This is a genomic window from Microbispora sp. H10830, from assembly GCF_014161375.1.
GTDB lineage: Bacteria > Actinomycetota > Actinomycetes > Streptosporangiales > Streptosporangiaceae > Microbispora > Microbispora catharanthi.
In genome coordinates this window covers 236,544-260,945 of record NZ_JABBWX010000007.1, presented here as the reverse complement: position 1 = coordinate 260,945, position 24,402 = coordinate 236,544, and the positions used below count along the sequence as shown (strand labels likewise).

The following is a 24,402-nucleotide window of genomic DNA, read 5'->3' as shown; positions in this document are numbered from 1 at the left end:
CGGTGAGGAGTGCGTTACGGCGGATGAACGTGTCCGTGACGACGCGGAAACGACGGCCCCGTAAATAACTGTCAACCGACAGAAATCCCCCCAGCGCCCGGAGCCCCGATGGCCGTCACCGTCCCTTCCTCGCCTCCCACCGACGAGAGCGCCCTGCAGACGTTCGGCTACCGTCAGGAGCTGCACCGCAGCATGGGCAGGTACGCCTCCTTCGCCGCCGGCTTCTCCTTCATCTCCGTACTGACCACGGTCTTCCAGTTCTTCGCCTTCGGGTACGCCTTCGGCGGTCCGGCCTTCTTCTGGACCTGGCCCGTCGTGCTGGCCGGACAGATCCTGGTCGCCCTGTGTTTCGCCGAGCTGGCCGCCCGCTATCCGATCTCCGGCTCCATCTACCAGTGGTCCACCAGGCTCAGCACGGCGACGTTCGGCTGGTTCGCCGGGTGGATCATGATTCTCGGGCAGATCGTCGTGATCGCCGCCGCGGCGCTCGCCCTGCAGGTGGTGCTGCCCGCGATCTGGCCGGGCTTCCAGCTCGTCGGCGGCGATCCCGCGCCCACCACCGCCACGGGAGCGGCCAACGCCGCGATTCTCGGCCTGGTCCTGCTCGCGCTCACCACCACCGTGAACGTCGTCGACAACCGCGTTCTCGCGCGGATCAACAGCATCGGCGTCACCGCCGAGATCGTCGGCGCGATTCTCATCGTCGTGCTGCTGCTCACCCACGCCGAGCACGGTCCCGGCGTCACGTTCAGCACCGGCGGGCAGGGCGGGGCCATCGGCGCGCTGCTCGTCGGCTCGTTCACCGCCGCGTACGTCCTCATCGGGTTCGACAGCGCGGGCGAACTGAGCGAGGAGACCCGCAGTCCCCGGCGGGTCGCCCCGCGCACCATCCTGACCGCGCTCACGGCGGCCGGGGTGCTCGGGGGACTCATCCTGTTCGCCGGTCTGCTCGCCGCTCCCAGCCTGACCGACGGGAGGCTGGCCGCCGAGGGCCTGTCCTACGTGCTCACCAGCAGCCTGGGCGACTGGGTGGGCAAGCTGCTGCTGGCCGACGTGGTGCTGGCGATCACCGTGGCGACCATGGCGATCCAGACGGCCGCCACCAGGATGTTGTTCTCCATGGCGCGCGACGGGGCGATGCCCTTGTCGGGCCCGCTGTCCAGGGTCTCGCGCCGCACCGGGATGCCGACCGGGCCGGCGCTGGTCACCGGGGTGGCCGCGGCGGCCATCCTGCTGCTCAACTTCGCCTCTCCCGAGGCGTTCCTCGCCATCGGCACCACCTGCATCGTGCTGCTCTACCTCGCGTACGCGATGGTTACTGGCCCTCTGCTGCTCCAGCGCCTGCGCGGCGGCTGGCGGGGCGGGGCGCCGGGCGGGTTCGCCGAGGACGGCAGCCGGCTGTTCAGCATGGGCCGCTGGGGCCTGCCGGTCAACGCGCTGGCCTTCTGCTACGGCCTGGCGATGATGGTCAACCTGGCCTGGCCGAGGGCCGAGGTGTACGCCCCGATCACCGGCCACTGGTTCTTCCAGTGGTTCACCCTGCTCTTCCTGGTGGCGGTCGTCGCTCTGGGCGCGCTCTACCGGCGGCTACGCCGGCCCGCGGCCCGTCTTGCGCAGGTCGGGCAGATCCCGGTCGGGAACGCCGGCCAGGCGTAGCGCCGCGTCGGCGGTGGCGGCCGCCAGCGTCTCCAGGGCGTCGGCGGCCATCTCGCCCGGGGCGTCCCTGCGGATCAGGATGACGCCCTCGATCAGCGCGAACAGCAGATCGGTGCGCAGCGCCCGGTCGGCGGGCGTCAGCGCCGCGCCGGCGGTGGTGACCGCCAGCAGCCGCGCGTAGGTGTCCTTGAGCTCGCCGCGCATGCGCCGGAAGGCGGCGAACCGCTCGGTGCGCACCTCGGGCAGGAGGTAGAGCGCGCCCAGGTTGTACGGGCCCGAGCAGAGCAGCCTGGCGTCGCAGTGGCACAGCTCCCACAGCCGCTCTTCCGGTGTGCCGCCGGTCAGGGCGCGGGCGGTCTCCAGCGAGGGCCGCACCGTGCTCTCCAGCAGTTCGGCGAGGATGTCCTCCTTGCCGTCGAAGTAGTGGTAGATCGACGCCTGCCTGATCCCGGCCCGTTCGGCCATCGCCCTCGTCGAGGTCGCGGCGTAGCCGTGCGTCGTGAACAACTCCGCCGCCGCCGCCAGGATCTCCTCCCGCGGGCTCAGCTCGGTCCGCGGCCGCGCGACTGCTCGAGGCCTGCCGACCCTTCGCGCACTGGAACCGGGCGCGCTGGAACCGGGCGCGCTGGAGCCAGGCGCGGTGGAGCCGGGCGCGCTGGAACCGGGCGCGCTGGAGCCAGGCGCGGTGGAACGGGGCGTGGTGGAACGGGCACTCACCGCACGATCCTCGCACACCTCCAACCGGCCGCCGCGGCTGTGCGCTTCCGGTAACAGGCGGGAAACCCAGGGGCGCGTGAGAGGAAACACGCGCCGCCTAATTTCTGTCGTGCGACAGAAATTCACCCCCCAGAGGAGAACGCGTCATGGCGACCAGCACGACCTACGGCGCGCGCGAGCACGCCCGAGCACAGGAAGGCACCACAAGCGACACCATGCCGGTGCTCCCGGCCTCGGACTGGCCCACCCCGCCCGACGGCGTCGACCCCGCCGACCTCGTGTGGGCCGAGACCGTGGCCGGGGGCGGCTACACCCACAAGGTTTTGGCCCGGGGCACCGAGCTGCGCCTCACCGACCTGGCCGGCGACGCCTGCGCGCACCTGCTGCTCTTCGTCGAGGGCCGCCCCTGGGAACGGCTCAACGTCGCCGACACCGTCAAGGTGCTGTGGAACGCCTACCTCGGCGAAGGCCACCTGCTGCTGTCGGACCAGGGCCGCGTGCTGGCCTCCGTGGTCGCCGACACCTCCCGTCGCCACGACACCATGTGCGGGGCCTCCACCCTTCGGCGCAACACCGAACGTTACGGCGACGGCTCCCCGCACGGCCCCGCCCCCGCCGGGCGCGAGCTGTTCAAGCTGGCCGCCGCCAAGCACGGACTCCAGCCCCGGGACCTGCCCCCGTCGATCTCTTTCTTCCAGGGGGTCAGGGTCGGCCCCGACGGCGGCCTGACCTTCACCGGCTCAGCCGGGCCCGGGGCGTCCGTCACCCTGCGCGCCGAGATGCCGCTGACCGTGCTCATCGCCAACACCGCCCACCCCGTCGACCCGCGCCCCGCCTACACCTGCACCCCGCTGGAAGTCCTGGCCTGGCGCTCCCGGCCCACCGGCCCCGGCGACCCCCTGTGGCAGGCCGGCCCCGAAGGCCGCCGCGCCTTCCTCAACACCGCCGAGGTGACCCGATGACCGTGCCCGACGTTCCCACGCTCGACGTGCCCGTGGTTGATGTGCCCGTGGTTGATGCGCCCGTGGTTGATGCGCCCGTGCTCGAGGTGACCGTGCCCGCCCGTGCCCCCTGGTCGGCGATCATCCGGGCCGGGCAGGAGCTGACCATCACCGACCTCGGCGGCAATCAGGCCGTCGACTGCCTGCTGTACGACGCGCACGACACCGCCGTCCGCTACAGCGCCCCCGACACCATCCACGCCCAGGGCGGCATCTTCCTCACCACCGGCAGCGTGCTGCTGTCCAACGAGTACACCCCGCTGATGACCGTCGTCGGCGACACCTGTGGCCGCCATGACACCGTGGGCGGCGCCTGCTCCAAGGAGTCCAACACGCTGCGCTACGGACACCACACCTACTCCCAGCATGCCTGCGTCGAGAACTTCCTCATCGAGGGCAGCCGCCACGGGCTCGGCAAACGCGACCTGGTCAGCAACATCAACTGGTTCATGAACGTCCCGGTCGAGCCCGACGGCACGCTCGGCATCGTGGACGGCATCTCCGCTCCCGGCCTCGCCGTCACACTGCGGGCCGAGACCGACGTGCTGGTCCTGATCTCCAACTGCCCGCAGATCAACAACCCGTGCAACGGCTTCGACCCCACGTCCGTGCGGATGACGGTCCGATGAACACCCTCCTCATCGCCAACCGGGGCGAGATCGCCGTCCGCGTCATCGCCACCGCCCGCCGCCTGGGCCTGCGCACGGTCGCCGTCTACTCCGACGCCGACCGGGGCGCCGCCCACGTCCGCCTGGCCGACCACGCCGTACGGCTCGGCCCCGCCCCCGCCCGGGAGAGCTACCTGGACGCCGGCCGGGTGCTCCGCGCCGCCCTGGACAGCGGCGCGGACGCCATCCACCCCGGCTACGGCTTCCTGTCGGAAGACGCCGCCTTCGCGCGCCGGGTCGAAGCCGCCGGGCTGGCCTTCGTCGGTCCCACCCCGGAGCAGCTCGACCTGTTCGGCACCAAGCACACCGCCCGCGCCGCCGCCGAGCGGGCCGGCGTGCCCCTGCTCCCCGGCACCGGCCTGCTCCCCGACCTGGACGCGGCCCTGAGCGCCGCACAGGACGTCGGCTACCCGGTCATGCTCAAGGCCACCGGCGGAGGCGGCGGCATCGGCATGCGCGCCTGCCGCGACGCCGGAGAGCTGGCCGAGGCGTGGCAGAGCGTGCAGCGCACGGCCGCCGCGAGCTTCGCCTCGGCCGGGCTGTTCCTGGAACGCATGGTCGAGGGCGGCCGGCACGTCGAGGTCCAGGTGTTCGGCGACGGCATGGGCGGCGTCGTCACGTTCGGCGACCGCGACTGCTCGCTGCAGCGGCGTCACCAGAAGGTGCTGGAGGAGGCCCCCGCTCCCGGCCTGCCGCCGCGGGTGCGGGACGAGCTCGCCGGCAGCGCCGCCGGCCTGTGCGCTTCGGTGCGCTACCGGTCGGCGGGGACCGTCGAGTTCATCTACGACCCGGTGCGCGCCGAGCCGTACTTCCTGGAGGTCAACACCCGCCTGCAGGTGGAGCACCCCGTCACCGAGGCGATCTACGGCGTCGACCTGGTCGAATGGATGCTGCGCCTGGCCCAGGGCGACGCGAGCCACGTGCACGCCGCCCTGCGGACCCCGCCCGCGGCCGCCGGCCACGCCGTGGAGGCCCGGGTCTACGCCGAGGACCCGAGCCGCGACCACCGGCCCAGCGCGGGCCTGCTCACCCGCGTCGCGTTCCCCGAGGGCGTGCGGGTGGACGGCTGGGTGGAGACGGGTACGCAGGTGAGCAGCGCCTACGACCCGCTGCTCGCCAAGGTCGTCGCGCACGGCGCCGACCGGGAACAGGCCCTGGACCGGCTGGCCGCGGCGCTGGCCGAGACCAGGATCGACGGTGTCGAGACCAACCTCGGGCTGCTGCGCGCCGCCGTGGACGATCCTTCCGTACGGGCGGCCGCGCACGGCACCGCCACCCTGGCCGGGCTCACCGACGGCTCCCGCCGGATCGAGGTGGTGCGGCCCGGCACCCTCACCACCGTCCAGGACTGGCCGGGACGGACCGGCTACTGGCAGGTGGGCGTGCCGCCGTCGGGACCGATGGACGACCGCTCCTTCAGACACGGCAACGCCGTCCTGGGCAACGACCCCGGCGCACCCGGACTGGAGTGCACGTTGCGCGGCCCGGCGCTGCGCTTCAGCCACACCACCACCGTCTGCGTCACCGGCGCGCCCGCACCCGTCACGGTGGACGGCGCGCCCGTCCCCCAGTGGGAGCCGGTCACCGTGCCCGCCGGCGGCGTGCTGGACATCGGCGCCGCCGAAGGGCCGGGGCTGCGCGTCTACCTGCTGATGGCGGGCGGGTTCGACGTTCCCGCCTACCTGGGCAGCGCCGCGACGTTCACGCTCGGCGGGTTCGGCGGCCACGGCGGCCGGGCCCTGCGCGCCGGAGACGTCCTGCACGGATCCCTCAAGCACGGGGGATACGGGGGACGCCTCGTCCCCGGCAGCGCCGAAACAGTGGAGCGGCCCGAGTTCGGGCACGCCTGGCGGATCGGCGTGGTCGAGGGCCCGCACGCCAACCCCGAGTTCTTCACCGACGACGACATCCGCGACTTCTACGCCGCCCAGTGGAAGGTCCACCACAACTCCGCCCGCACCGGCGTCCGCCTGATCGGCCCCAAACCGCGCTGGGCCCGCCTCGACGGCGGCGAGGCGGGACTGCACCCCTCCAACATCCACGACACGCCCTACTCGGTGGGCGCCGTGGACTACACCGGTGACATGCCGGTCGTGCTCGGCCCCGACGGCCCGTCGCTCGGCGGGTTCGTCTGCCCGGCCACCGTCGTCAGCTCCGAACGCTGGAAACTCGGCCAGCTGCGGCCGGGAGACACCGTCACCTTCGTCCCCGTGCCCCCCGCGATCGGCGTCCCCGGCGACGGCGGCGTGCTTCACCGTCTTCCCGAGACCGGCGAGCGGCCCTGCGTCACCTACCGGCGCAGCGGGGACGACAACATCCTCGTCGAGTACGGGCCGATGGAGCTCGACCTGGGCCTGCGCATGCGCGTGCACGCCCTGGCGGAGGCGCTCGCCGCCCGAGACCTGCCCGGCGTCGTCGACCTCACCCCCGGCATCCGCTCGCTTCAGATCCATCTCGACCCGGCGGCGCTCTCTCAGCGCGATCTGCTGGCCGAACTGCTCCGCATCGAGGCCGGTCTGCCGCCCACCGGGGAGCTGGAGGTGCCCAGCCGCGTCGTCCACCTGCCCCTGTCCTGGGACGACCCCGCCACCCGGGAGGCCATCGCCCGCTACATGGCGGGAGTGCGCGACGACGCGCCCTGGTGCCCGTCGAACATCGAGTTCATCCGCCGGGTGAACGGTCTGGAGGACGTGGCCGAGGTCCACCGCATCGTCTTCGACGCCGAATACCTCGTCCTCGGGCTCGGCGACGTCTATCTCGGCGCTCCCGTGGCCACCCCGCTCGACCCCCGGCACCGTCTGGTCACCACCAAGTACAACCCCGCCCGCACCTGGACCGCCGAGAACTCCGTCGGCATCGGCGGCGCCTACCTGTGCGTCTACGGGATGGAAGGTCCGGGCGGCTACCAGTTCGTGGGCCGTACGACGCAGGTGTGGTCGAGCTGGCAGCAACGCGGCGCGTTCCAGCCCGGATCTCCCTGGCTGCTGCGCTTCTTCGACCGCATCCGCTGGTATCCGGTGACGGCGGAAGAGCTGCTGGAACTACGCGCCGACCTGGCGGCGGGGCGCCTCGAACCCAAGATCGAAGAAGGGGTGTTCCGGCTCGCCGACTACCACCGCTTCCTGGTCGAGCACGCCGACTCCATCGCGGCCTTCCGTGAACGGCAGGCCGCCGCCTTCGCCGCCGAGCGGGCGGCCTGGCAGGCGTCGGGCGAGTTCGACCGGGCGGAGCAGCCCAAAGGCCAGGCCGAGACCGAGCTGGAACTCCCACCGGGCTGCCAGGTGGTGGAAGCGGAGCTCACCGCGAGCGTCTGGCAGATCAGCGTCACGCCCGGCCGGCGGATCGCCGCCGGGCAGCCGCTGATCGTGCTGGAGGCGATGAAGATGGAGTCCGCCGTCCTGGCCCCCGCCGACGGCGTGGTCGAACGGGTCCTGGTCGGCCCCGGTGATCAGGTGGAGGCCGGCGTCCCGCTGGTGGTGCTGAGGAGTGATCGTGGCTGAGACGGCACTGGAACGGGTCCGCAGGGCCTACACCCGGATCGCGGAGGCGGACCGTCCGGAGATCTGGATCGACCTGCGGCCGCAGGGCGAGGTGGAGGCCGAGGCCGCCGCCGTGGACGTCCGGGTGGCGGGCGGCGAGCACCTTCCCCTCGCGGGCCGCCTGCTGGCCGTGAAAGGCAACATCGACGTGGCCGGGCTGCCGACCACCGCCGGCTGCCCCTCCTACGCCTACCGTCCGGACGCCGACGCCCCTGCCGTGGCTCGGCTCCGCGGGGCCGGTGCGATCGTGCTCGGCACCACAAATCTGGATCAGTTCGCCACGGGGCTGGTCGGCACCCGCAGCCCCTACGGCGCGGTGCGCGCCGCCACCGACCCGGACCGGATCTCGGGAGGATCCAGCTCGGGCTCGGCGGTCGCCGTCGCGCTCGGCCTGGCCGACCTCGCGCTCGGCACCGACACCGCGGGCTCGGGCCGGGTCCCCGCCGCCTTCAACGGCATCGTGGGGCTCAAGCCCACCCGCGGCCTGATCCCCGCCGAAGGCGTGGTCCCGGCATGCCGGAGCCTGGACTGCGTCAGCGTCTTCGCCCGCACGCTCCCCGAGGCCCAGCAGGCCCTGGCCCTCATGACCGCCCCTTCCGCACTGCCCGCATCCCGCCCGGCCCGCCGCCCCGGACCCTGGCGGCTGGCCGTGCCCGCCACCGCCGGCCTCGGCACGCTGGCCCCGGGCTGGGCCGAGGCGTTCGAGACCACGGCCGGCAGGCTGGCCACGGCAGGCGCCGAGATCCACCCGATCGACCCCGCCCCCTTCCTGGAGGCCGCCGCGCTGCTCTACCAGGGGGCCTTCGTCGCCGAGCGTTACACCGCCGTGGGCGCGTTCGTCGACAAAGGCGGCCCGGACCTGGACCCCACTGTCGCCTCCGTCATCACCGCGGCCCGCGAACTGCCCGCCCACCGCCTGTTCGCCGACCTGGAACGGCTCGCGGCGCTGCGCGAGCGGGCGTTGTCCCTGCTCGGCGACCGCGACGCCCTGCTCCTGCCGGTCACTCCCCGCCATCCCACCCTGGCGCAGGTCGCGGCCGACCCCATCGGCGTCAACAGCGACCTCGGCCGCTTCACCAACTTCGTCAACCTCTTCGACATGTGCGCGCTCGCCGTACCCGCCGGACAGGTGGACGGGCTTCCGTACGGGGTCATGCTCGTCGGCCGGGCCCACGCCGACGACGACCTGGCCGCCATCGCCCGGCTGCTCCAGCCGGCCGTCCGCCTGGCCGTGGTCGGCGCGCACCTGTCAGGACAACCGCTCAACCACGAGCTCACCACGCGCGGCGCCCGCCTGGTGGCCACCACCACGACCGCCGCGCGCTACCGGCTGCACGCCCTGGCCACCGACCCGCCCAAACCCGGGCTCGTCCGCGAGCTTGAGGACGGTGATCCCGAGAACGGCGCGGCCATCGAGTGCGAGGTGTGGGAACTTCCCGCCGAAGGGCTGGGCGACCTGCTCACGGCCCTTCCCCGCCCGATGACGCTGGGCCAGGTCGAACTGGCCGACGGCACGAACGTGCCCGGCTTCCTCTGCGCTCCGGAAGGGCTGCGGGGGGCGGCCGACATCACCGCGCACGGAGGGTGGCGCGCCTACGTCCGATCCCTGGCGGTCCATGGCTGACCCGCTGGGCCGGCGGTCGGCTCGTCCTCTACGGCAGGTGAGCAGGTCTCAGGGCTGGATGTTCTCCAGGTCCTCGAGGAGGCTGGGGTGCGTGGGCTGCCACCCGAGGACCTCGCGGGTGTGGGCGCTGGAGGCCGGCTGGTCCATGGCGAAGATCGGGCCGAACGGGCCGAAGTTCTCCTGCGGCACCGCCTCGACCGGCAGGCCGAGCCGCCGGCCGATGACGGTCGCGATGTCTCGTACGGCGTCGCCCTCATCGGCCACGGCGTGCCAGACCGTCCCGGCGGGTGCCGACTCGAGAGCCAGCCGGAACAGGACCGCCGCGTCGAGCGCGTGCACCGCCGGCCAGCGCTGGGTGCCGTCGCCGGGGTAGCCGGACACGCCGGTGCGGCGCGCCTGATCCGTCAACAGGCCGGCGAATCCGCCCTTGCCCTCGTTGTGAACCGTGCGCGGCATGCGGACAGCCGTGCTGCGCACCCCACGCGACGCCAGATCCAGCAGCGCATTGACCGAACGGCCGCGACCGCCCACCGGTCCCTCGGTCGCCGCGGGGTCGGTTTCGGTGGAGAGGCGGCCCGGCACCCAGGGCGTGCCCGAGACCGTGACCACCGGACGATCACTGCCGAGCAGCTCCTCGCCCAGAGCGGCGAGAGCGGCGCTCTCCTCGGCGATCGACTGCGCGACCGCCTCGTCAGTGCTGTAGTCGCCGCCGAACGCCAGGCTGATCACGCCGTCGGACTGCGCGGCGCCGGCCCGCAGGACGTCGAGGTCGGCCAGCTGTCCGCGCAGCACCTGGGCACCGGCGTCTGTGAGGGCCTGCGCGGACTTGTCCGAGCGGGCCAGCGCGAGAACGGTGTGACCGTTGGCGAGCAGTTCGGCAACGACGGCGGAGCCGATGGTGCCGGTACCGCCGGTGACGAAGACGTGCATGAAACTCTCCGAAAGTGACGAGACTATTGTCCCATCACCATACACACCGACGGGACACTTGTCCCATCACCTATGATGTCGTTCATGGCCCGATGGCAACCGGAGACGACCCAGCGACTCGTCGTCGCGGCCGTCGACCTGTTCACCGAGCAGGGATACGACGCCACCACGGTGGCGCAGATCGCCGAGCGCGCCGGCGTTACCAAGAGCACCTTCTTCCGGCACTTCTCGGACAAGCGTGAGCTGCTGGTCGCCGGCCAGGAGACCCTGAGCCGGTTGCTCGCGGAGGGGATCGCCGAGGCGCCCCCGAACGCCAGCCCGCTCGAGGCGGTCGCAGCCGGTCTCGAACGCGCATCCAGCGCCATGGGGCCGGCGAACCGCGAACTCGGCCCCCGCCTGAAAGCAGCCGTGGCGGCCAGCGCCGAACTTCAGGAGCGAGACGCCCTCAAGAGCGTCGGTCTCGCTGCCGCCATGACCGCCGCGCTCATCGCCCGCGGTGTGCCGGACCCGACCGCGCACCTCGCGGCCGAGATGGGAGTCCTTGCCTTCAAGCGGGGCTACGCCCAGTGGTCCGAAGGCGATCGTGATGACGCACGAGGGCTCGCGCACCATGCGCTGGCCGCCCTGCAAGATCTGCGCACGGCGACGGCGTCACTGGGTTGATCGACTCTGCGCCGACCGGGAACAGGGAGGCGCAGCCGGGCACGATCCCGCGTGTCTGTGCTGTGCCGGCCGCAGATGCCTCCGGCCGGCACACTTGATGTTCAGGTCGATCCGCCTGTCCCAGTCCTCGCCCAGTCCTCGGCCGCCAGGTGCGGCACGCTGTTCGGGTCGGCAGCACCGTCCCTCCGCGACACGGGAAAGGCTGACCGCGCCGCGGTCGCGTCGGCGGTCTGTCTTTTCCGGGCCCTCTGCCCGGTCAGCCGCGCCGGGCGGGCGGCCAGCCGTGGCCCCAGCCGCCCTGTGCCATCGTCTGGAACGCCCACCCGTCCTCGGTGCGCACCAGCAGGTCGCCGTAGTGCATGCTCTCCCGCCGGCCCTCGACCGTCATCGTCGCCGTGGTCTCCACGAACACCAGGTTGGGGCTGAGGAAGTGCGGCGTCCTCGCCGACTCCAGATCGAGCCCCGCCGTTCCGCCGCCCATGGCCTCCCGCATCGCCTCGACGTACTCCTCGCGCGTCCACTGCCGTACGGCCGCGAAGCCGCCCGGCACGTCGGTGGCCAGGTTCATCGGGAAGACCGCGAGGTCGGCCAGCCGCTCGATCGCCCCCTGCTCGGCGAGTGCGTCGTACTGGGCGAACCAGTCCTCGACGCTCTTCAGTTCCTCGTCGCTCGGCTCGTACACGAAATGCCCCTTTCTGTCGTACGTTGTACCGTACAGCATACGGGAAGCTTTGAGTGCCGGGCCGGACACGGATCGGGTATGAGACGCGGATCACCGGGTAGCCGTGGGCCTCGTATGTCGTGGAAGGCTCTCAACAGGAGGACCCATGGCCGCTCCGGTCGACTGGGGAAGAGGAGTGGCCGACGCCTGGTCGTCGGTCGCCACGTTCGTCCCCAAGTTCCTCGCATTCGTCGTCGTCCTCGTGGTGGGCTGGCTGGTCGCCAAGGCACTGCGGAAGGTTGTGGACGCCGTACTCGAACGCGTCGGGTTCGACCGGTGGGTCGAACGCGGGGCCGTGGGACGGGCGCTGGCGCGCAGCAAGCACGACACGTCCGGCCTGCTCGCGAAACTCGTCTACTACGCGATCCTGCTGATCACGCTGCAGATCGCCTTCTCCGTCTTCGGGCCCAACCCCGTCAGCGACCTGCTCGCCGGAGTGGTGGCGTGGCTGCCCAAGGCCGCCGTGGCGATCGTCATCATCGTGGTCGCCACAGCCATCGCCAGGGCCGTCAAGGACATCGTCACCGCCGCTCTGGGCTCCCTGTCGTACGGCCGGGCGCTGGCCACGATCGCGTCGGTGTTCATCATCGGCCTCGGCGTCATCGCCGCGCTCAACCAGATCGAGGTCGCGACCACCGTCACCACGCCCGTGCTGATCGCGATCCTGGCCACCATGGCCGGCATCCTCGTCGTCGGCGTCGGCGGCGGCCTGGTCCGGCCCATGCAGCAGCGCTGGGAGCACTGGCTGAACCGGGCGGAGGCCGAGACCGACACCATCCGCGCCCAGGCCGCGGCCTACAGCCGTGGCCGCGCCGACGCGATGGAGACCGCCGCCGTGCCGCGGCCCGAGCAGCCGCGGCAGCGGGTGGGGGCCTTCGCCCAGCCGGCCTCCGCCGCGTACCCGCAGAGCACCGCGTCCCGGGAGAACATCGCGCAGCCGGAGAACATCGCGCAGCCGCAGGGCAGCGCGCAGCCGGAGAACATGGCGCAGCAGGAGAACATCGCGCAGCCGGAGAGCGCCGTGCGGCCGCAGAACGTCGGCGGGAACATCCCGGGCGCGCAGGGCGCCGGGGAGGCGCGGGCGAGCCGGCCGGCGTACCCCGAGAGCACGCCGCCGGTCGCTCCGGGCGCGCCGACGACTCCCATCCCCCCGGCGGGCGCGGTCCCTCCGGGCGCCCCCGGCACCCCGCCGATGCCGCAGGACGCGCCGGGTGAGGTGGTGCGGCCCACCTCCTCCCGGCCGAATCCCCCGGAGGAGCCGCCGTCGCCGCGCCGGTGAGCCCTTCAGTCGCGCGGGGCGTCCCTCATCGGGAGGGGCGCCCCGCCGCTGTGCCGGAAGCGGTGGGGAGTCAGGCGGGTTCGGCCGCGGCGTCGAGCATCAGGCAGACCGCGGTCATGCGGAGGGTGGCGAAGTCGAGCGGCTGCTCCGGTCCCGGCGCCCGCCAGCCCTTCTCTCGCGCGCCGTCCCAGTAGCCGATCAGATAGGCGAGCAGGGAGGCCGGCCCGACCCGCTCGCCCAGCTCCGCGATGGCGTGCTTGACGGCGGTCATGTGCTGGTCCAGCGAGGCGAGGATCCCGGGATGCTGATGCCGCAGCTCCAGGACGCGCTGCGCGAACTCGGCACGGATGCGGACAGGCCAGGACTGCTCGGACACAGAAGTCCCCCGGAGGGTCATGGGTGATGGGTGCCTCATCACGATAAGCGCCTCCGGGAGCACAGCGATCCAGAACGCTCAGAGAGGCCGATACCCCGAGCGGGAGCGTCCGGTGCGGCTCAGCGCGCGGGCAGAGCCGGCCCAGGCCGGCACGGATGTCCGGCCCCAGGCGGGCGGAGAGGGGGCCTGGGCCGTGACAGCGCGCGTGTTCCGGCCCACGGGCGGGCGGAAAGGGTCAGAGCGGGGGCGTGCTGGAGCCGCGCACGACGAGTGTCGTCGGCAGGATCCGGGGCGGCGGGGCGTCCGCACCGTTGATCATCGAGACCACCGCCTCCGCGGCGGCGGTGCCGAACCCGGCCTTGTCCTGGGCGACGGTCGTCAGGCCCGGCGGCACGAGCGCGGCCACCTCGATGTCGTCGAACCCGACCAGGGCGATGTCCTCGGGCACCTTCAGACCGGCCTCGCCGATCGCGCGCAGCGCGCCGACGGCCATCTCGTCGCCTGCGACGAACACGGCGTCGGGCCGCTCGTCCGCCTCGAGCAGCCGGCGCATCGCGGCGTGGCCGCCCGACAGGTAGAAGTCGCCCTCGACCACGAACTCGGGACGGTGCGGCAGCCCCAGCCGGGACATCTCGTCCTGGTAGCCCCGCAGCCGCTCGGCGCCCGGACGCGTGTGCGCCGGGCCGGTGATCGTGGCGATGGCTCGCCGTCCCCGCTCGTGCAGGTGCCGTACGGCCAGGCGGGCGCCGCCCGCGTTGTCCGAGGTCACGTATGTGGCGCGGGAACCCTCGACGGGACGGTCGAGGCTGACGCAGGGGACGCCCGATTCGGACAGCCGCCGCAGTGAGGGATCCCAGGTGCCGCTGTCTATCATCACGACGCCGTCCAGGTTGTGCCTGCGCACGGCGCGCACGTAGGCGTCTTCCGTCCTCTCCCCGCTCGTGTCCCCGCTGGTGGCGAGCATGAGGAGGTGATAGCCGCGCCCGCTGAGCGCCGTCTTCAGGCCGATGAGGATTTCCTGGAAGAACGGGTGCCGCCAGCCGGGTCGGCGGTGGTCGGTATCCCACACCAGGCCGACCATGAAGGACTTCTTGGTGGCCAGGGTGCGGGCGGACTCGTTGGGCAGGTAGCCGATTTGGCGGGCCGTCCGCAGGACCTGCTCCCTGGTCTTCGCGTTCACTACCTCGGGGTTGTTGAACACGCGGGAGACGGTCGCCGGAGACACGCCGCACAGGCGCGCCAGCTCTCTGATCGTTGCCACGGACCAAACGCTATCGCATCTCGCTGTAACCGGTTTCATGCAACCGGTTTCCCCAAAATAGGCAACGCCGGGAAGCTCGTCAACCAGTAATCGGAATTTCCTTTCGTCACGTTTTCGTGACTTGACAACTCCCCGTCCTCTTATGTGTGATGGCGAGCATCGGCCGGCGCTTTCTCGTTGCCACGGGCTCGGCCGCTGTCGTGTCTCGCAGCCGCTTCCCTTTCTCCTGCGAGGGAGTTCAGGTGTCCGCTGCGGAACTCCGTCTGCCCGCGTGTGTGCCCGCCGTACGGCTCGGCGGGTCCCGCGGCCTTCGGGGGAACGGTCCCATCGCCCGCACGGCCTGTTGCCGTGTCCGGGCTGTTCATCGAAGCGGGCACGGAACCTGGAGCGAACAGGGAATGACGGCGACCGACGAACGCCTCGCCATACGGCGGACCTTTCCCGCCGGCTTCGTGTGGGGCACGGCCACCGCGGCGTACCAGATCGAGGGGGCCGTCGACACCGACGGCCGGGGGCCCTCGATATGGGACACCTTCTGCCGGGTGCCCGGCGCGGTGGCACGGGGCGAGTCGGGTGAATTCGCCTGCGACCACTATCACCGCTGGCAAGAGGATGTCGATCTCATGAAAGACCTGGGGGCGGGGGCCTACCGATTCTCTGTGGCCTGGCCGCGGGTGCTGCCCGACGGCCGTGGACCGGTGAACCGGCGCGGGCTCGACTTCTACCGCCGGCTCGTGGACGCCCTGCGCGAGGGCGGCATCGAGCCGTACGTGACCCTCTACCACTGGGACCTGCCGCAGGCGCTGGAGGACCGCGGGGGCTGGCGGGTCCGCGACACCGCCGAGCGTTTCGCCGACTACGCCGAGGTGATGTACGACGCCCTCGGCGAGTCGGTCTCGAACTGGATCACGCTGAACGAGCCGTACTGCTCGTCGATCGTCGGCTACGGTGAGGGCCGGCACGCGCCGGGCGCCAAGGAGGGGCACGGCGCGCTGGCCGCGGCCCACCACCTGCTGCTGGGGCACGGCCTGGCCGTCGCGCGCCTGCGGGAGCTGGCCAGACCCGATCAGCAGGTCGGGGTGACGCTCAACATGTCGCCGACGGTGCCGGTGACCTCCTCTCCGCAGGACGTGCAGGCCGCGCGGCGGATGGACCTGCTGGTCAACCGGCAGTTCACCGAACCGCTCTTCGGCGGGGCCTACGCCGCCGACATGGCCGAGACGTTCGGCCGGATCACCGACTTCTCCTTCCGGCAAGACGGTGATCTGGACATCATCGGCGCGCCGGTGGACTTCCTCGGGGTGAACTACTACTACCGGCTGCACGTGGAGGCCGCGCCGTACGAGGAGGCCGACCCCGCCCGGCGCTCGGCGTTCGACCTGGGCGTGCGCACCGTCACGCCGGAGGACGCGCGCACCAGCGGGCTGGGCTGGGTGGTGGAGCCCGAGGGGCTGTACGAGACCCTCGTCGGGCTGACCTCCCGCTATCCGGACCTGCCGCCCGTCTACATCACCGAGAACGGGTACGGCGACGACGGCGTGCTCGAAGACAGCGGGCGCGTCGACTACCTGCGCGACCACCTGGCCGCGACCCGCGACGCGATGACGGCGGGCGCGGACGTGCGGGGTTACTTCTGCTGGTCGCTGATGGACAACTTCGAGTGGGCCCGGGGCTACTCCGCCAGGTTCGGCCTGGTGCACGTGGACTACGACACCCAGGTGCGCACGCCGAAGGCCAGCTTCCACTGGATGCGCGACTTCATCGCCGACCCGGTCGTCGCCGCTCCCGCCACGACGGGCCCGGTCGACATCCTGGTCGCCGGCACCCCGGGGGGTGAGCGCCCGGCGGGGGACTGAGGAGCCCGCGGGGCTCCGGGTTGACCGGCCGCGCCCTGGCGCGTGCCGGTCAATTCCCCCTTTGATGCGCCAAATCCGGATTAATCGGCTACGTTTGATCAACGTACGAGCGCATCAGGGGCAGGACGGATGAACATGGAGCAGGGTCCGCCGGGAATCGACGTGACGGTCCCCAGCGTCGCCCGGATCTACGACTACCTCCTCGGCGGCAAGGACAACTTCGCCGTCGACCGGGCGGCGGCCGAAAAGCTCATCGAGCTGACCCCGAACGCGCGTGAGGGCGTGCGGACCAACAGGCGCTTCATCCGCCGGGCCGTGACCCTCATGGCCCGGGAGGGCATCCGCCAGTTCCTCGACATCGGCGCCGGCCTGCCGACGCAGGAGAACGTCCACCAGGTCGCGCTCGGCGAAGCACCCGACTCGCGGGTGGTCTACGTCGACAACGACCCGATCGTGCTCGCCCACGGCCGGGCCCTGCTGGCCGACAACAGCCAGACGATCGTCGTGGACGGCGACCTGCGCGAGCCCGAGGCCATCCTCGGCGACCCCCGGATCAACGAGCACATCGACTTCGGCAAGCCGGTGGGCCTGCTCATGGTGGCCGTGCTGCACTTCATCCCCGGCACCGAGGACGCCGAGCGCATCATCGCCACACTGCGTGACCGGCTCGCCCCCGGCAGCGCGATGGCCATCAGCCACCTGTCGTACGGCGACCTCGACGAGGAGAAGATCCGCGAGGGGCGCGAGCTGTACAAGAACACCTCCGCCGGCGCGGTCACCCCGCGCACCCACGCCGAACTGCTGCGCTTCTTCGACGGGTTCGACCTGGTGGAGCCGGGTCTGGTCGTGACCGAGGAGTGGCGGCCCGAGCCCGACGAGCCGAGGCTGCCGAGGATTCCCGGCGTGGACGGCTACGCCGGCGTCGGCCTGCTGCGCTGACCCGGCCTCGGTGAGAGGGCCCGCCGCGGGCGAGCGGCGGGCCGGTCACCGGATCACGCGGCCGCGATCCACAGGTCGGGGCCGAACACCTCGTAGTGGATGCCCGAGGCGGGCACGCCCAGCTCGACCAGCTGCTCGCGCACGGCCCGCATGAACGGCAGCGGCCCGCACAGGCAGGCCACGACGTCCCCGGGCAGGTCGATCGCCGACAGGTCGGCCAGGCCCACGGCGGCGACGTGGCCGGCGGCATGCTCCTCCGGCAGGTCCTCGTACCACCGGTGCAGGGTGGCGCCGGGCAGGGCCGCGACCAGGTCCGCGAGTTCGTCGCGGTGGACGTGCGCGTCCGGTGAGCGGTCGGCGTGCACGACCAGCACCCGCCGGTCCGACCCGGTGGCGGCGAGGTGGTCGAGCATCGACAGGATGGGGGTGACCCCGATCCCCGCGGAGGCGAGCAGCAGCGGGCCGTCGCCCTCGGGCAGGGTCAGGTCGCCGAACGGCGCGGAGACCGCGAGCACGTCACCGGCCCGGACATGCTCGTGCAGCCAGGCGGAGACCTCGCCCTCGGGGGTGCCCTCGCCGCGCACCCGCTTGACCGTGATCCGCCAGTCGCCGCGCTCCGGGGCGTTCGACAGGCTGTACTGCCGGATCTGCCGCGCCCCGTCGGGCAGCGTCACCTGGACGCTGACGTACTGACCCGGCCGGAAGGACATCGGGGTGTCCGGGCGCAGGAGGAAGGAGACCACGTCCGCCGTCTCGTCGCACCGCTCGACCACCGTGGCCCGCGTCCAGCCCTGGCCCGCCTCGCGGTAGAGGTCGCGCTCCAGGCCGATCAGCGTCTCGGCCATGAGCCAGTAGACCTCGTCCCACGCCTGGGCGACCTCGGGCGTCACGGCGTCGCCCAGCACCTCGACGATCGCGCCGAACAGGTACTTGTGCACCACGGCGTACTGCTCCTCGGTGATGCCGAGGGAGGCGTGCTTGTTGGCGATCCTGGACAGCATCGTGCCGGGAAGCACCCCCGGGCGCTCCACCAGCGCGGTCGCGAACGCGGCGATCGAGCCCGCCAGCGCGACGCGCTGCTCACCGTTGGCCTGGTTGCCGCGGTTGAACAGGTCGCGCAGCAGCTCCGGGTTGTCGGCGAACATCGTGTCGTAGAAGCGGGCGGTGATGTCCTGGATCGCACCCGCGATCACGGGCAGGGTGGCGCGGACCGTCGCGGCCGACTCCGGGGAGAGCATGGCATCCTCCAAATTGGTATCTAATATGCAAATTTAAAGCCACGAACCTGCTGGTTCTTCCCATTGATGCAGGTCAGGAGAGACTGAGCAGCACCGGCCTCGACGACGAGGAGGCCAGCTGATCCACAGTGATCGGATCGAGGGAGGCGTAGAAGGCCTGCTGTGCCGCGCGCAGCGCGCCGCGCAGGCTGCAGACGGCCCGCAGCGGACAGGGGATCTCCCCCTCGCAGGTGACGACCTCCTCCTCTCCCTCCAGTTCGCGGACCAGCCAGCCGATCGAGGCCGTACGGCCGAACTCGGTCAGCTCCAGGCCGCCCCCGCGTCCCCGGCGGGCCTCCACGACGCCGAGGTGCTGCAGGCGGGCGATGGCCTTGGCGGTGTGGTTGTAGGGGATCACCATCGCGTCGGCCACCTGGCGGGTGGTGAGCGACGCCCCCGGTTCCAGGACCGCCAGGCGCATGGTGACGCGCAGGGCCAGGTCCGTGAACTTCGTCAACCGCACACCCTGACGCTATCAAATCGGTATGTAACACTCCAATTTGGGGTGCTTTGCGCGTGGACCGAAGTTGTCGGTGGCCGGTTCTAGGGTGGAGCCCATGACGACTCTTGCCGATCGCCCGAACACCGCGCTGCTGGTCATCGACGTCCAGAACGGGGTGGTGGCGGGCGCCCCCAACCGCGACGCCGTCATCGGGAACATCGACACCCTGGTCGGCAAGGCCCGCGCGGAGGACGTGCCGGTGATCTGGGTGCAGCACTCCGACGACCACGATCTCCAGCGGGGGAGTGAGAACTGGCAGTACGTGCCTGAGCTGGTCCGCCAAGACGCGGAGCCGCTCGTCCACAAGAGGTACGGCGACTCGTTCGAGGACACCGACCTGGAGGCGCTGCTCGCCGAGCGCGGGGTGGGCCGTCTCGTCGTCACCGGCGCCCAGACCGACGCGTGCATCCGCTCGACCCTCCATGGGGCCTTCGTCCGGGGGTACGACGTGACGCTGGTCGGCGACGCGCACACCACCGAGGACCTCACCGCCTACGGCGCGCCGGCCCCGGAGCAGGTGATCGCGCACACGAACCTCTACTGGCAGTGGCAGAGCGCCCCCGGCCGCCGCGCGGGGACCGTCGGCACGGCGGAGGTGACCTTCACCACCGACGCGGGCTGAGGTTCCGGCGCGGCTGAGGGGGCATCACCGAGGGTGAGCGGGCCGCGGATGGGGACGGCGCCGCTCACCGTCTGAACTTGAGCGTGGTGGACGTGACCGCAGCCGCCTGTCCCGAAGACCTCGTCCGGGCCGTCCGGGCGGTGGGCGTGCGTGACGAGCGCCTGCTCCAGGCCGTGCGCTCGACCCCGAGGGCCGGTTTCGTCCCCACCGAGCACATCGCCCACGCGTACGAGGACGTGCCGATCCCCATCGCGCACGGGCAGGTGACGACCCAGCCGTCGCTGTCGGCCACGATGATCGAGGGACTGGGACTCACCGGCCGGGAGCACGTGCTGGAGGTCGGCAGCGGTCTCGGCTACCAGACCGCGCTGCTCGCCCGCATGGCCGCCGACGTGGTCAGCGTCGAGTTGTGGCCCGACCTCGTGCGCGGGGCTCGCCGCAACCTCGCCCGGCAGGGCATCCGCAACGCGGAGGTGCGCGTCGGCGACGGCGGCCAGGGGGTGCCCGGGCACGCCCCTTACGACGCCGTCATCGTCTCGGCCGCCTTTCCCACGGTCCCCGCGCCGCTGGTCGAGCAGTTGCGGCTCGGCGGTCGCCTGGTGCAGCCCATCGGCACGGGCGGCCGCGAGGAGGTCGTGTTGTTCGAGCGCACCGTCATCGGCCTCGAACCGCGCCAGGTCCTCACGCTGGCCCGCTTCGTCCGCCTCCACGGCCGCTACGGCTATCCGTCCTGACCGTACGGCCGGCCTTTGGGCGGACGTCCAGGAATCCGCACGCCCGACGCCAGGGAGATTTGCATTAATTGGCGTAGGGCGGTTTTCGGGTGATCTATCCGAGTGACGGCTCGTGCCGTAAGATCAAAAGCGCCTCTGATTCATCGAGCCGATCGGGCCGCGATTGCGAGGAGTTTCCATCACCCATGACGGTGACGAGGAAGAGGAGCGGCCACTCCACGGATGCGGGAGTGCGGCGCTGCTCGCTCTGGGGATCGGCCTCGGCGGACCCGTCCTGGACGCGCGCCTCGTCACAAGAATGCAGCTGAACTGCACGGGGAGCCTCAACGCCCCGGAGAAGTTCGCGGGATTCCTGTGGCTGATGGAGAGGGTCCCGGTGTTCGGGGCCATCGCGTTCGTCTCCGTCATTTCCGTCGTGCTGCTGGATGCCGCCTCGCGGAGATTCGCATTCCTCGGGTGGTGTCACTGGGGAAGGGCGCTCCTGCTGAGCTTGACCCTCGCGATCGCCGCGTCGGCCGTGATCGTCGTCCATGACGTCCACGCCGCGGGCCTGCGTCTTTGCTGAGGAGAAGGTGATGGACGCCGAATCCGGCGACGCGAAGCCGCGTTTCCCGAGAAAATCATCCCGCGCGGCCCTCGTCGTCATGGTCCTGACGGCCGGATTGCTTGCCGCGGGTACGGCCGTCGCATTCCGTCGGTACGAGAACACGTCGCGAATCGCCGCGGCGTACGAGCTCGCTCTCCGCGGCGCGGAGTTGCGCGAGTCCCGGCCGGAAGACGCGGCGTTGCTGGGTGCGGCGGCCGTGTCGATCCGGCCGGACGAGGTCACCCGGGCGAGCCTGGCCGACACGTTGCTCCTCCACCGTCGCAGCGTCGTTTTCGGCACCGTGAACGTCGACTCGGTGGCGATAAGCGCCGACGGAAGTCTGGCGATCACGAGTGACCTCCACACCGGCGTGAAGATTTGGGAATTGTCGTCCGAAATGGACGACAGTGTCGAAGCAAGCGATATCTCCGCTCTCAAAGATCACGAAGGCTGGGTGACCGCGATCGCGTTGACGCCGGACGGAAAAGTCGCGCTGACCGCCGGCAGTGATGATGGCTCGATGAGCGTCTGGGATCTGACCCATCCACGCCGCCCGGTCAAGGCCGGGGGAATGGTGGTGGGCGATGTGGTCAACGGGGTCACGAAGGTGGCGCTGGCCGCGGACGGGCGCACCGCGGTGGCCGGCACCGAGAACGGCGATGTGACCTTGTGGGATCTGACCAGGAAGTCCCATCCGGTCCGGTTGTCCGAGCTGAGAGCTGCGAAGTCGCGCGTTGGGGGCCTGGCGATGAGTGCCGACGGACGCACGGTCGTGACCGCGGCGGGAGGCAGCGGCGTCGTATGGGACGTCACCGACCGGGCTCGGCCGGTACGGCTGGCGACGTTGGACCGGCCCGGCTCCACCGTCGAGGGCGTCGCGCTCAGCGCCGACGGACGCACCGCTCTGGTAGGCGGGCTGACAGACGTCGATCGGCGCAACGGGGCGCATGTGTGGGACCTGTCCACACCGGCGAGGCCCGTTCACCTGGCGACTCTGCCCGCCCGCATGTCGGAGGTCTACAACGTGGCGCTGGCGGCGGACGGGAAGACCGCCATGACGAGCGGGTTCGGCGGACTGACGATGCTCTGGGATCTGCGGGATCGGTCGCGTCCGGTGCGGACGGCCACTCTCAAGGGGCCTGCCACGCTTGCGAACGGCGTCGCCATGGCCGCATCCGGGACGACGGTGATGATGGCCACGCCGAGGTGGGGTGCTTTCACCTGGAACATCGCAGGGGTCGGCGAGGATCCACTACGGACCTTCTGCGACGGCCCGCGATATTTCCAGCACGTCGACCGGCAGTGGTGGGACCGCTGGATGGACGGACATGCCTGGCCGTCCGCTCTCGACGAAGCGGAGGACATCGCGCCGTGCGCCCAACCCTGACGGCCAACCCCCAGCCGTTGCCGCCAATGTTGCCTGGGCCGAAGGGTGCCGTAACGAGCTCTGCCGGCAGAAACCATGGCGCTTTGTTGCGGGGCCGGCTTCGAGGACAGTGGGTGTAGCGGATAGTTGGACCTGGCCGCGATCAATAGTCGTTCATCGTGGAATGCCGAGGGGCTGATCCTGTTATCTGCAGTGGAAACACATGTGCAAAGGCGGTGGAGTCCGTCGCCGACAGTTATGTGAGCTGTGGCTTGCCGGTCGACGTGCCTTGTTCTGCGAGTCGCTTGCGGTCTATGGAGCGTGCTTCTTACGGGGAGGAGTCGACCCTTGTGCAGATGCCACCCCTGTCTTCGAATCGTGTCGTGCCCGCTGTCTGGAGGGCGACCGCATGCCTCGCCGTATCTGTATCGAGGGCAGCTCTGAGTATGAGATGTGCCGGAATAGTGGGGGAGTCACGGTGCAGGGTGACGTCTGCGTGACGGCCACGGCGGTGTATGAAAACTGCCGGGTGAGGTCGACGACCGCCGAGTGCAAGGCCAGGCGCAACGATTACGCCGAAGCCAACTAACTGGAGACCGAGATGAATGACCTCGCCGGAGCCCGCCATGCGGATGCGCGCGGCGGTCCCCGCTGGAGAACGCGCGCGTTGGTGCTTGCCGTGCTCCTGGCCGTCCCCTGGGGCGTCACCGGACTCGTGTGGAAGCGTGAGCACGACAGGGCGTCTGTTCAGGAGCGCATCGCACTGGCTCATGGGCTCGCGCTCCATGCCGCGGAGCTGCGGGATACCGCCCCCGCCATGGCCCGGAACCTCGGTTTGGCCGCAGTCGAGATCCACTCTGACGAGCAGACCCGGGCAGGGCTGATCGACACGTTGGTCGGGATGCACAGCGATGTGCTCAGCCCGGACGCCTCCGGCGAGGTGGTCCTGAGCGACGACGGGCGGATCGCCCTGGCCGGCGGCGACGAGTTGGGCGTATGGGACCTCACGACCTGGCTCGAGCCCAAAATTGTCGACAAGGCCGATCGGATCGCCGTGTTGAAGGACCGCAGGGAGGGTCTGAGTATGACGGCGCTGAGCGGCGACGGGCGGACCGTGCTGACCGGCGGCGGCGTCGGTGACACGGTCGTGTGGGATCTCACCGATCCGGCTAAGCCGATCCGGGTGGCCGCCTTGGTAGGCGGGAAGAACGCCGAGGACGCCAACAGCGTGCGAGCGATGGCGTTGTCCCGCGACGGCCGGACGGCGGCGATTGCGGATCTCGGCGGCGACCTGATCATGTGGAATCTGACCGACCGGTCTCATCCGGCGCGCCTGTCGGTGGCGAAACTGCGCTCCTCCTCTGTTGTTCGCGACCTCAGGCTCAGCGCGGACGGCGGGATCGCCGTCATCTCGTACGACGGTTTGTTCAACAACGGAGCGGTGGCAATCTGGGACCTTTCCGATCCCTCGCGCCCGGTCAAGTCGGCCGACCTGGGCCTGCCTGCCGGGAAGTATGCGAGGGCGACGGTGATGGACGCGGATGGGCACGTGATTCTTGTCGGGAACGCGCATCGGGCCGAGATTTGGAACCTCGATGACCGGTCGCATCCGGTTCGTACGGCTGCGCTTGATGTGCCTTTCACTGATTTGTACGGCATGGCCGTGACCTCCGATGGAAAGACCGCCCTGCTCGCGGGGCCGAGCGATTCCGCCATCCTCTGGAATCTTTCCGACCCGTACAAGCCGGCCCGGCTGGCCGCACTGAAGGGATACACACGAGAGATTAATTCAGTGGCTCTCGGCGCCGATGGAGAGGTCGCCTTGGCGGCCGGCCCCGGGGGCACCTACCTATGGGATCTCAGGGGCCTCGCCGAGGTCGTCGCCGATCCGGAGCGGGCCGCCTGCCGAGACAACCCCGGCACGGAGATCAGCAAAGCGGACTGGGCCCGCTACACGGGCGGTGCCGACTGGTCGGACTACAAAGGAGAGGACCTCTCTGACGCCCTTGCCGTATGCGCCATCAGGCGGGGCTCCCTGTGACGCCGCGTGCGCCGGGATGCTTTCGCATCGGAGCCCCGCGCCGT

At 71.1% G+C, this 24,402-nt stretch carries 21 protein-coding genes and 1 pseudogene; 14 read left to right on the top strand and 8 right to left on the bottom strand.

What is annotated here, in order from left to right:
* Positions 1-108 precede the first annotated feature (108 nt).
* A complete protein-coding gene (locus HHX35_RS20035) occupies positions 109-1,656 on the top strand; it encodes an amino acid permease (RefSeq protein WP_182900279.1) in 1,548 nt (515 codons plus the stop codon).
* Here HHX35_RS20035 and HHX35_RS44655 read toward each other — a convergent pair.
* Both HHX35_RS44655 and HHX35_RS45145 read right to left on the bottom strand, forming a co-directional pair.
* Positions 1,588-2,181 (bottom strand): TetR/AcrR family transcriptional regulator, encoded by a 594-nt coding sequence (locus HHX35_RS44655; protein WP_396780493.1) that lies wholly within the window; start codon positions 2,179-2,181, stop codon positions 1,588-1,590. The two genes, HHX35_RS20035 and HHX35_RS44655, sit on opposite strands and share 69 nt — an antisense overlap.
* Positions 2,182-2,296: 115 nt before the next feature.
* Positions 2,297-2,389, bottom strand: a pseudogene (locus HHX35_RS45145) (hypothetical protein); the annotation flags it as partial.
* A 130-nt stretch (positions 2,390-2,519) separates the two neighbouring features.
* Between HHX35_RS45145 and HHX35_RS20020 the strand changes: the two are divergent.
* From HHX35_RS20020 to atzF, 4 genes are read left to right on the top strand one after another with little or no spacing between them, the layout of a single operon-like run.
* Positions 2,520-3,335 (top strand): urea amidolyase associated protein UAAP1, encoded by an 816-nt coding sequence (locus HHX35_RS20020; protein WP_182900278.1) that lies wholly within the window; start codon positions 2,520-2,522, stop codon positions 3,333-3,335.
* Positions 3,332-4,003: an urea amidolyase associated protein UAAP2 gene (locus tag HHX35_RS20015; protein WP_182900277.1), complete on the top strand. Its 672-nt coding sequence runs from the start codon at positions 3,332-3,334 to the stop codon at positions 4,001-4,003. Before HHX35_RS20020 ends, HHX35_RS20015 begins: the two co-directional genes overlap by 4 nt.
* Positions 4,000-7,542: a 5-oxoprolinase/urea amidolyase family protein gene (locus HHX35_RS20010; RefSeq protein WP_182900276.1), complete on the top strand. Its 3,543-nt coding sequence runs from the start codon at positions 4,000-4,002 to the stop codon at positions 7,540-7,542. The genes HHX35_RS20015 and HHX35_RS20010 overlap by 4 nt, the downstream gene beginning before the upstream one ends.
* On the top strand, positions 7,535-9,205 hold the full coding sequence (gene atzF / locus HHX35_RS20005) for an allophanate hydrolase (RefSeq protein ID WP_182900275.1): 1,671 nt from the start codon (positions 7,535-7,537) through the stop codon (positions 9,203-9,205). The genes HHX35_RS20010 and atzF overlap by 8 nt, the downstream gene beginning before the upstream one ends.
* 48 nt (positions 9,206-9,253) lie before the next feature.
* Here the strand turns inward: atzF and HHX35_RS20000 are convergent, their stop codons facing one another.
* Entirely contained in the window at positions 9,254-10,135 is an 882-nt protein-coding gene (locus HHX35_RS20000; protein ID WP_182900274.1) for an SDR family oxidoreductase, read from the bottom strand.
* An 84-nt stretch (positions 10,136-10,219) separates the two neighbouring features.
* Here HHX35_RS20000 and HHX35_RS19995 point away from each other — a divergent pair, with 84 nt between their 5' ends.
* On the top strand, positions 10,220-10,798 hold the full coding sequence (locus HHX35_RS19995; protein ID WP_182900273.1) for a TetR/AcrR family transcriptional regulator: 579 nt from the start codon (positions 10,220-10,222) through the stop codon (positions 10,796-10,798).
* Between the two features lie 256 nt (positions 10,799-11,054).
* Here HHX35_RS19995 and HHX35_RS19990 read toward each other — a convergent pair whose 3' ends face one another.
* Positions 11,055-11,480, bottom strand: a complete 426-nt coding sequence (locus HHX35_RS19990) for a nuclear transport factor 2 family protein (RefSeq protein WP_310739184.1) — start codon at positions 11,478-11,480, stop codon at positions 11,055-11,057.
* 145 nt (positions 11,481-11,625) lie between these two features.
* On the opposite strand from HHX35_RS19990, the gene HHX35_RS19985 reads away from it, so the two are divergent.
* Complete coding sequence (locus HHX35_RS19985; RefSeq protein ID WP_182900271.1) at positions 11,626-12,798, top strand: mechanosensitive ion channel family protein; 1,173 nt, start codon at positions 11,626-11,628, stop codon at positions 12,796-12,798.
* Positions 12,799-12,868: 70 nt separating this feature from the next.
* Here the strand turns inward: HHX35_RS19985 and HHX35_RS19980 are convergent, their stop codons facing one another.
* Entirely contained in the window at positions 12,869-13,174 is a 306-nt protein-coding gene (locus tag HHX35_RS19980; RefSeq protein ID WP_182900270.1) for a DUF6401 family natural product biosynthesis protein, read from the bottom strand.
* 235 nt (positions 13,175-13,409) lie between these two features.
* Complete coding sequence (locus tag HHX35_RS19975) at positions 13,410-14,435, bottom strand: LacI family DNA-binding transcriptional regulator (protein ID WP_220505637.1); 1,026 nt, start codon at positions 14,433-14,435, stop codon at positions 13,410-13,412.
* A 398-nt stretch (positions 14,436-14,833) separates the two neighbouring features.
* Here HHX35_RS19975 and HHX35_RS19970 point away from each other — a divergent pair, with 398 nt between their 5' ends.
* Positions 14,834-16,291 (top strand): GH1 family beta-glucosidase, encoded by a 1,458-nt coding sequence (locus HHX35_RS19970; RefSeq protein WP_182900268.1) that lies wholly within the window; start codon positions 14,834-14,836, stop codon positions 16,289-16,291.
* Between the two features lie 129 nt (positions 16,292-16,420).
* On the top strand, positions 16,421-17,230 hold the full coding sequence (locus tag HHX35_RS19965; protein WP_310739183.1) for an SAM-dependent methyltransferase: 810 nt from the start codon (positions 16,421-16,423) through the stop codon (positions 17,228-17,230).
* Between the two features lie 53 nt (positions 17,231-17,283).
* Here HHX35_RS19965 and HHX35_RS19960 read toward each other — a convergent pair whose 3' ends face one another.
* Both HHX35_RS19960 and HHX35_RS19955 read right to left on the bottom strand, forming a co-directional pair.
* Complete coding sequence (locus tag HHX35_RS19960; protein WP_182900267.1) at positions 17,284-18,468, bottom strand: FAD-binding oxidoreductase; 1,185 nt, start codon at positions 18,466-18,468, stop codon at positions 17,284-17,286.
* 73 nt (positions 18,469-18,541) lie between these two features.
* On the bottom strand, positions 18,542-18,970 hold the full coding sequence (locus HHX35_RS19955; RefSeq protein WP_139576739.1) for an Rrf2 family transcriptional regulator: 429 nt from the start codon (positions 18,968-18,970) through the stop codon (positions 18,542-18,544).
* Between the two features lie 94 nt (positions 18,971-19,064).
* Here HHX35_RS19955 and HHX35_RS19950 point away from each other — a divergent pair, with 94 nt between their 5' ends.
* The 5 genes from HHX35_RS19950 to HHX35_RS19930 all read left to right on the top strand — a co-directional run bounded on the left by HHX35_RS19950 (position 19,065) and on the right by HHX35_RS19930 (position 24,358).
* Complete coding sequence (locus HHX35_RS19950) at positions 19,065-19,631, top strand: cysteine hydrolase family protein (protein WP_182900266.1); 567 nt, start codon at positions 19,065-19,067, stop codon at positions 19,629-19,631.
* 83 nt (positions 19,632-19,714) lie between these two features.
* Complete coding sequence (locus tag HHX35_RS19945) at positions 19,715-20,365, top strand: protein-L-isoaspartate(D-aspartate) O-methyltransferase (RefSeq protein WP_240809141.1); 651 nt, start codon at positions 19,715-19,717, stop codon at positions 20,363-20,365.
* Positions 20,366-20,663: 298 nt separating this feature from the next.
* On the top strand, positions 20,664-20,930 hold the full coding sequence (locus HHX35_RS19940; RefSeq protein ID WP_182900265.1) for a hypothetical protein: 267 nt from the start codon (positions 20,664-20,666) through the stop codon (positions 20,928-20,930).
* Between the two features lie 10 nt (positions 20,931-20,940).
* Positions 20,941-22,338, top strand: a complete 1,398-nt coding sequence (locus tag HHX35_RS19935) for a WD40 repeat domain-containing protein (RefSeq protein WP_182900264.1) — start codon at positions 20,941-20,943, stop codon at positions 22,336-22,338.
* A gap of 580 nt (positions 22,339-22,918) precedes the next feature.
* Positions 22,919-24,358, top strand: coding sequence for a WD40 repeat domain-containing protein (locus HHX35_RS19930; protein ID WP_182900263.1), 1,440 nt, complete (start codon positions 22,919-22,921; stop codon positions 24,356-24,358).
* Positions 24,359-24,402 lie beyond the last annotated feature (44 nt).

Coding starts and splice junctions, on each gene's coding strand:
- HHX35_RS19965 (WP_310739183.1), top strand. CDS start 16,421: ATGAACATGGAGCAGGGTCCGCCGGGAATCGACGTGACGGTCCCCAGC.
- HHX35_RS20000 (WP_182900274.1), bottom strand. CDS start 10,135: ATGCACGTCTTCGTCACCGGCGGTACCGGCACCATCGGCTCCGCCGTC.
- HHX35_RS19995 (WP_182900273.1), top strand. CDS start 10,220: ATGGCCCGATGGCAACCGGAGACGACCCAGCGACTCGTCGTCGCGGCC.
- HHX35_RS19940 (WP_182900265.1), top strand. CDS start 20,664: ATGCAGCTGAACTGCACGGGGAGCCTCAACGCCCCGGAGAAGTTCGCG.
- HHX35_RS20020 (WP_182900278.1), top strand. CDS start 2,520: ATGGCGACCAGCACGACCTACGGCGCGCGCGAGCACGCCCGAGCACAG.
- HHX35_RS19970 (WP_182900268.1), top strand. CDS start 14,834: ATGACGGCGACCGACGAACGCCTCGCCATACGGCGGACCTTTCCCGCC.
- HHX35_RS19930 (WP_182900263.1), top strand. CDS start 22,919: ATGAATGACCTCGCCGGAGCCCGCCATGCGGATGCGCGCGGCGGTCCC.
- HHX35_RS19935 (WP_182900264.1), top strand. CDS start 20,941: ATGGACGCCGAATCCGGCGACGCGAAGCCGCGTTTCCCGAGAAAATCA.
- HHX35_RS19950 (WP_182900266.1), top strand. CDS start 19,065: ATGACGACTCTTGCCGATCGCCCGAACACCGCGCTGCTGGTCATCGAC.
- HHX35_RS19985 (WP_182900271.1), top strand. CDS start 11,626: ATGGCCGCTCCGGTCGACTGGGGAAGAGGAGTGGCCGACGCCTGGTCG.
- HHX35_RS20035 (WP_182900279.1), top strand. CDS start 109: ATGGCCGTCACCGTCCCTTCCTCGCCTCCCACCGACGAGAGCGCCCTG.
- HHX35_RS20015 (WP_182900277.1), top strand. CDS start 3,332: ATGACCGTGCCCGACGTTCCCACGCTCGACGTGCCCGTGGTTGATGTG.
- HHX35_RS20010 (WP_182900276.1), top strand. CDS start 4,000: ATGAACACCCTCCTCATCGCCAACCGGGGCGAGATCGCCGTCCGCGTC.
- HHX35_RS19960 (WP_182900267.1), bottom strand. CDS start 18,468: ATGCTCTCCCCGGAGTCGGCCGCGACGGTCCGCGCCACCCTGCCCGTG.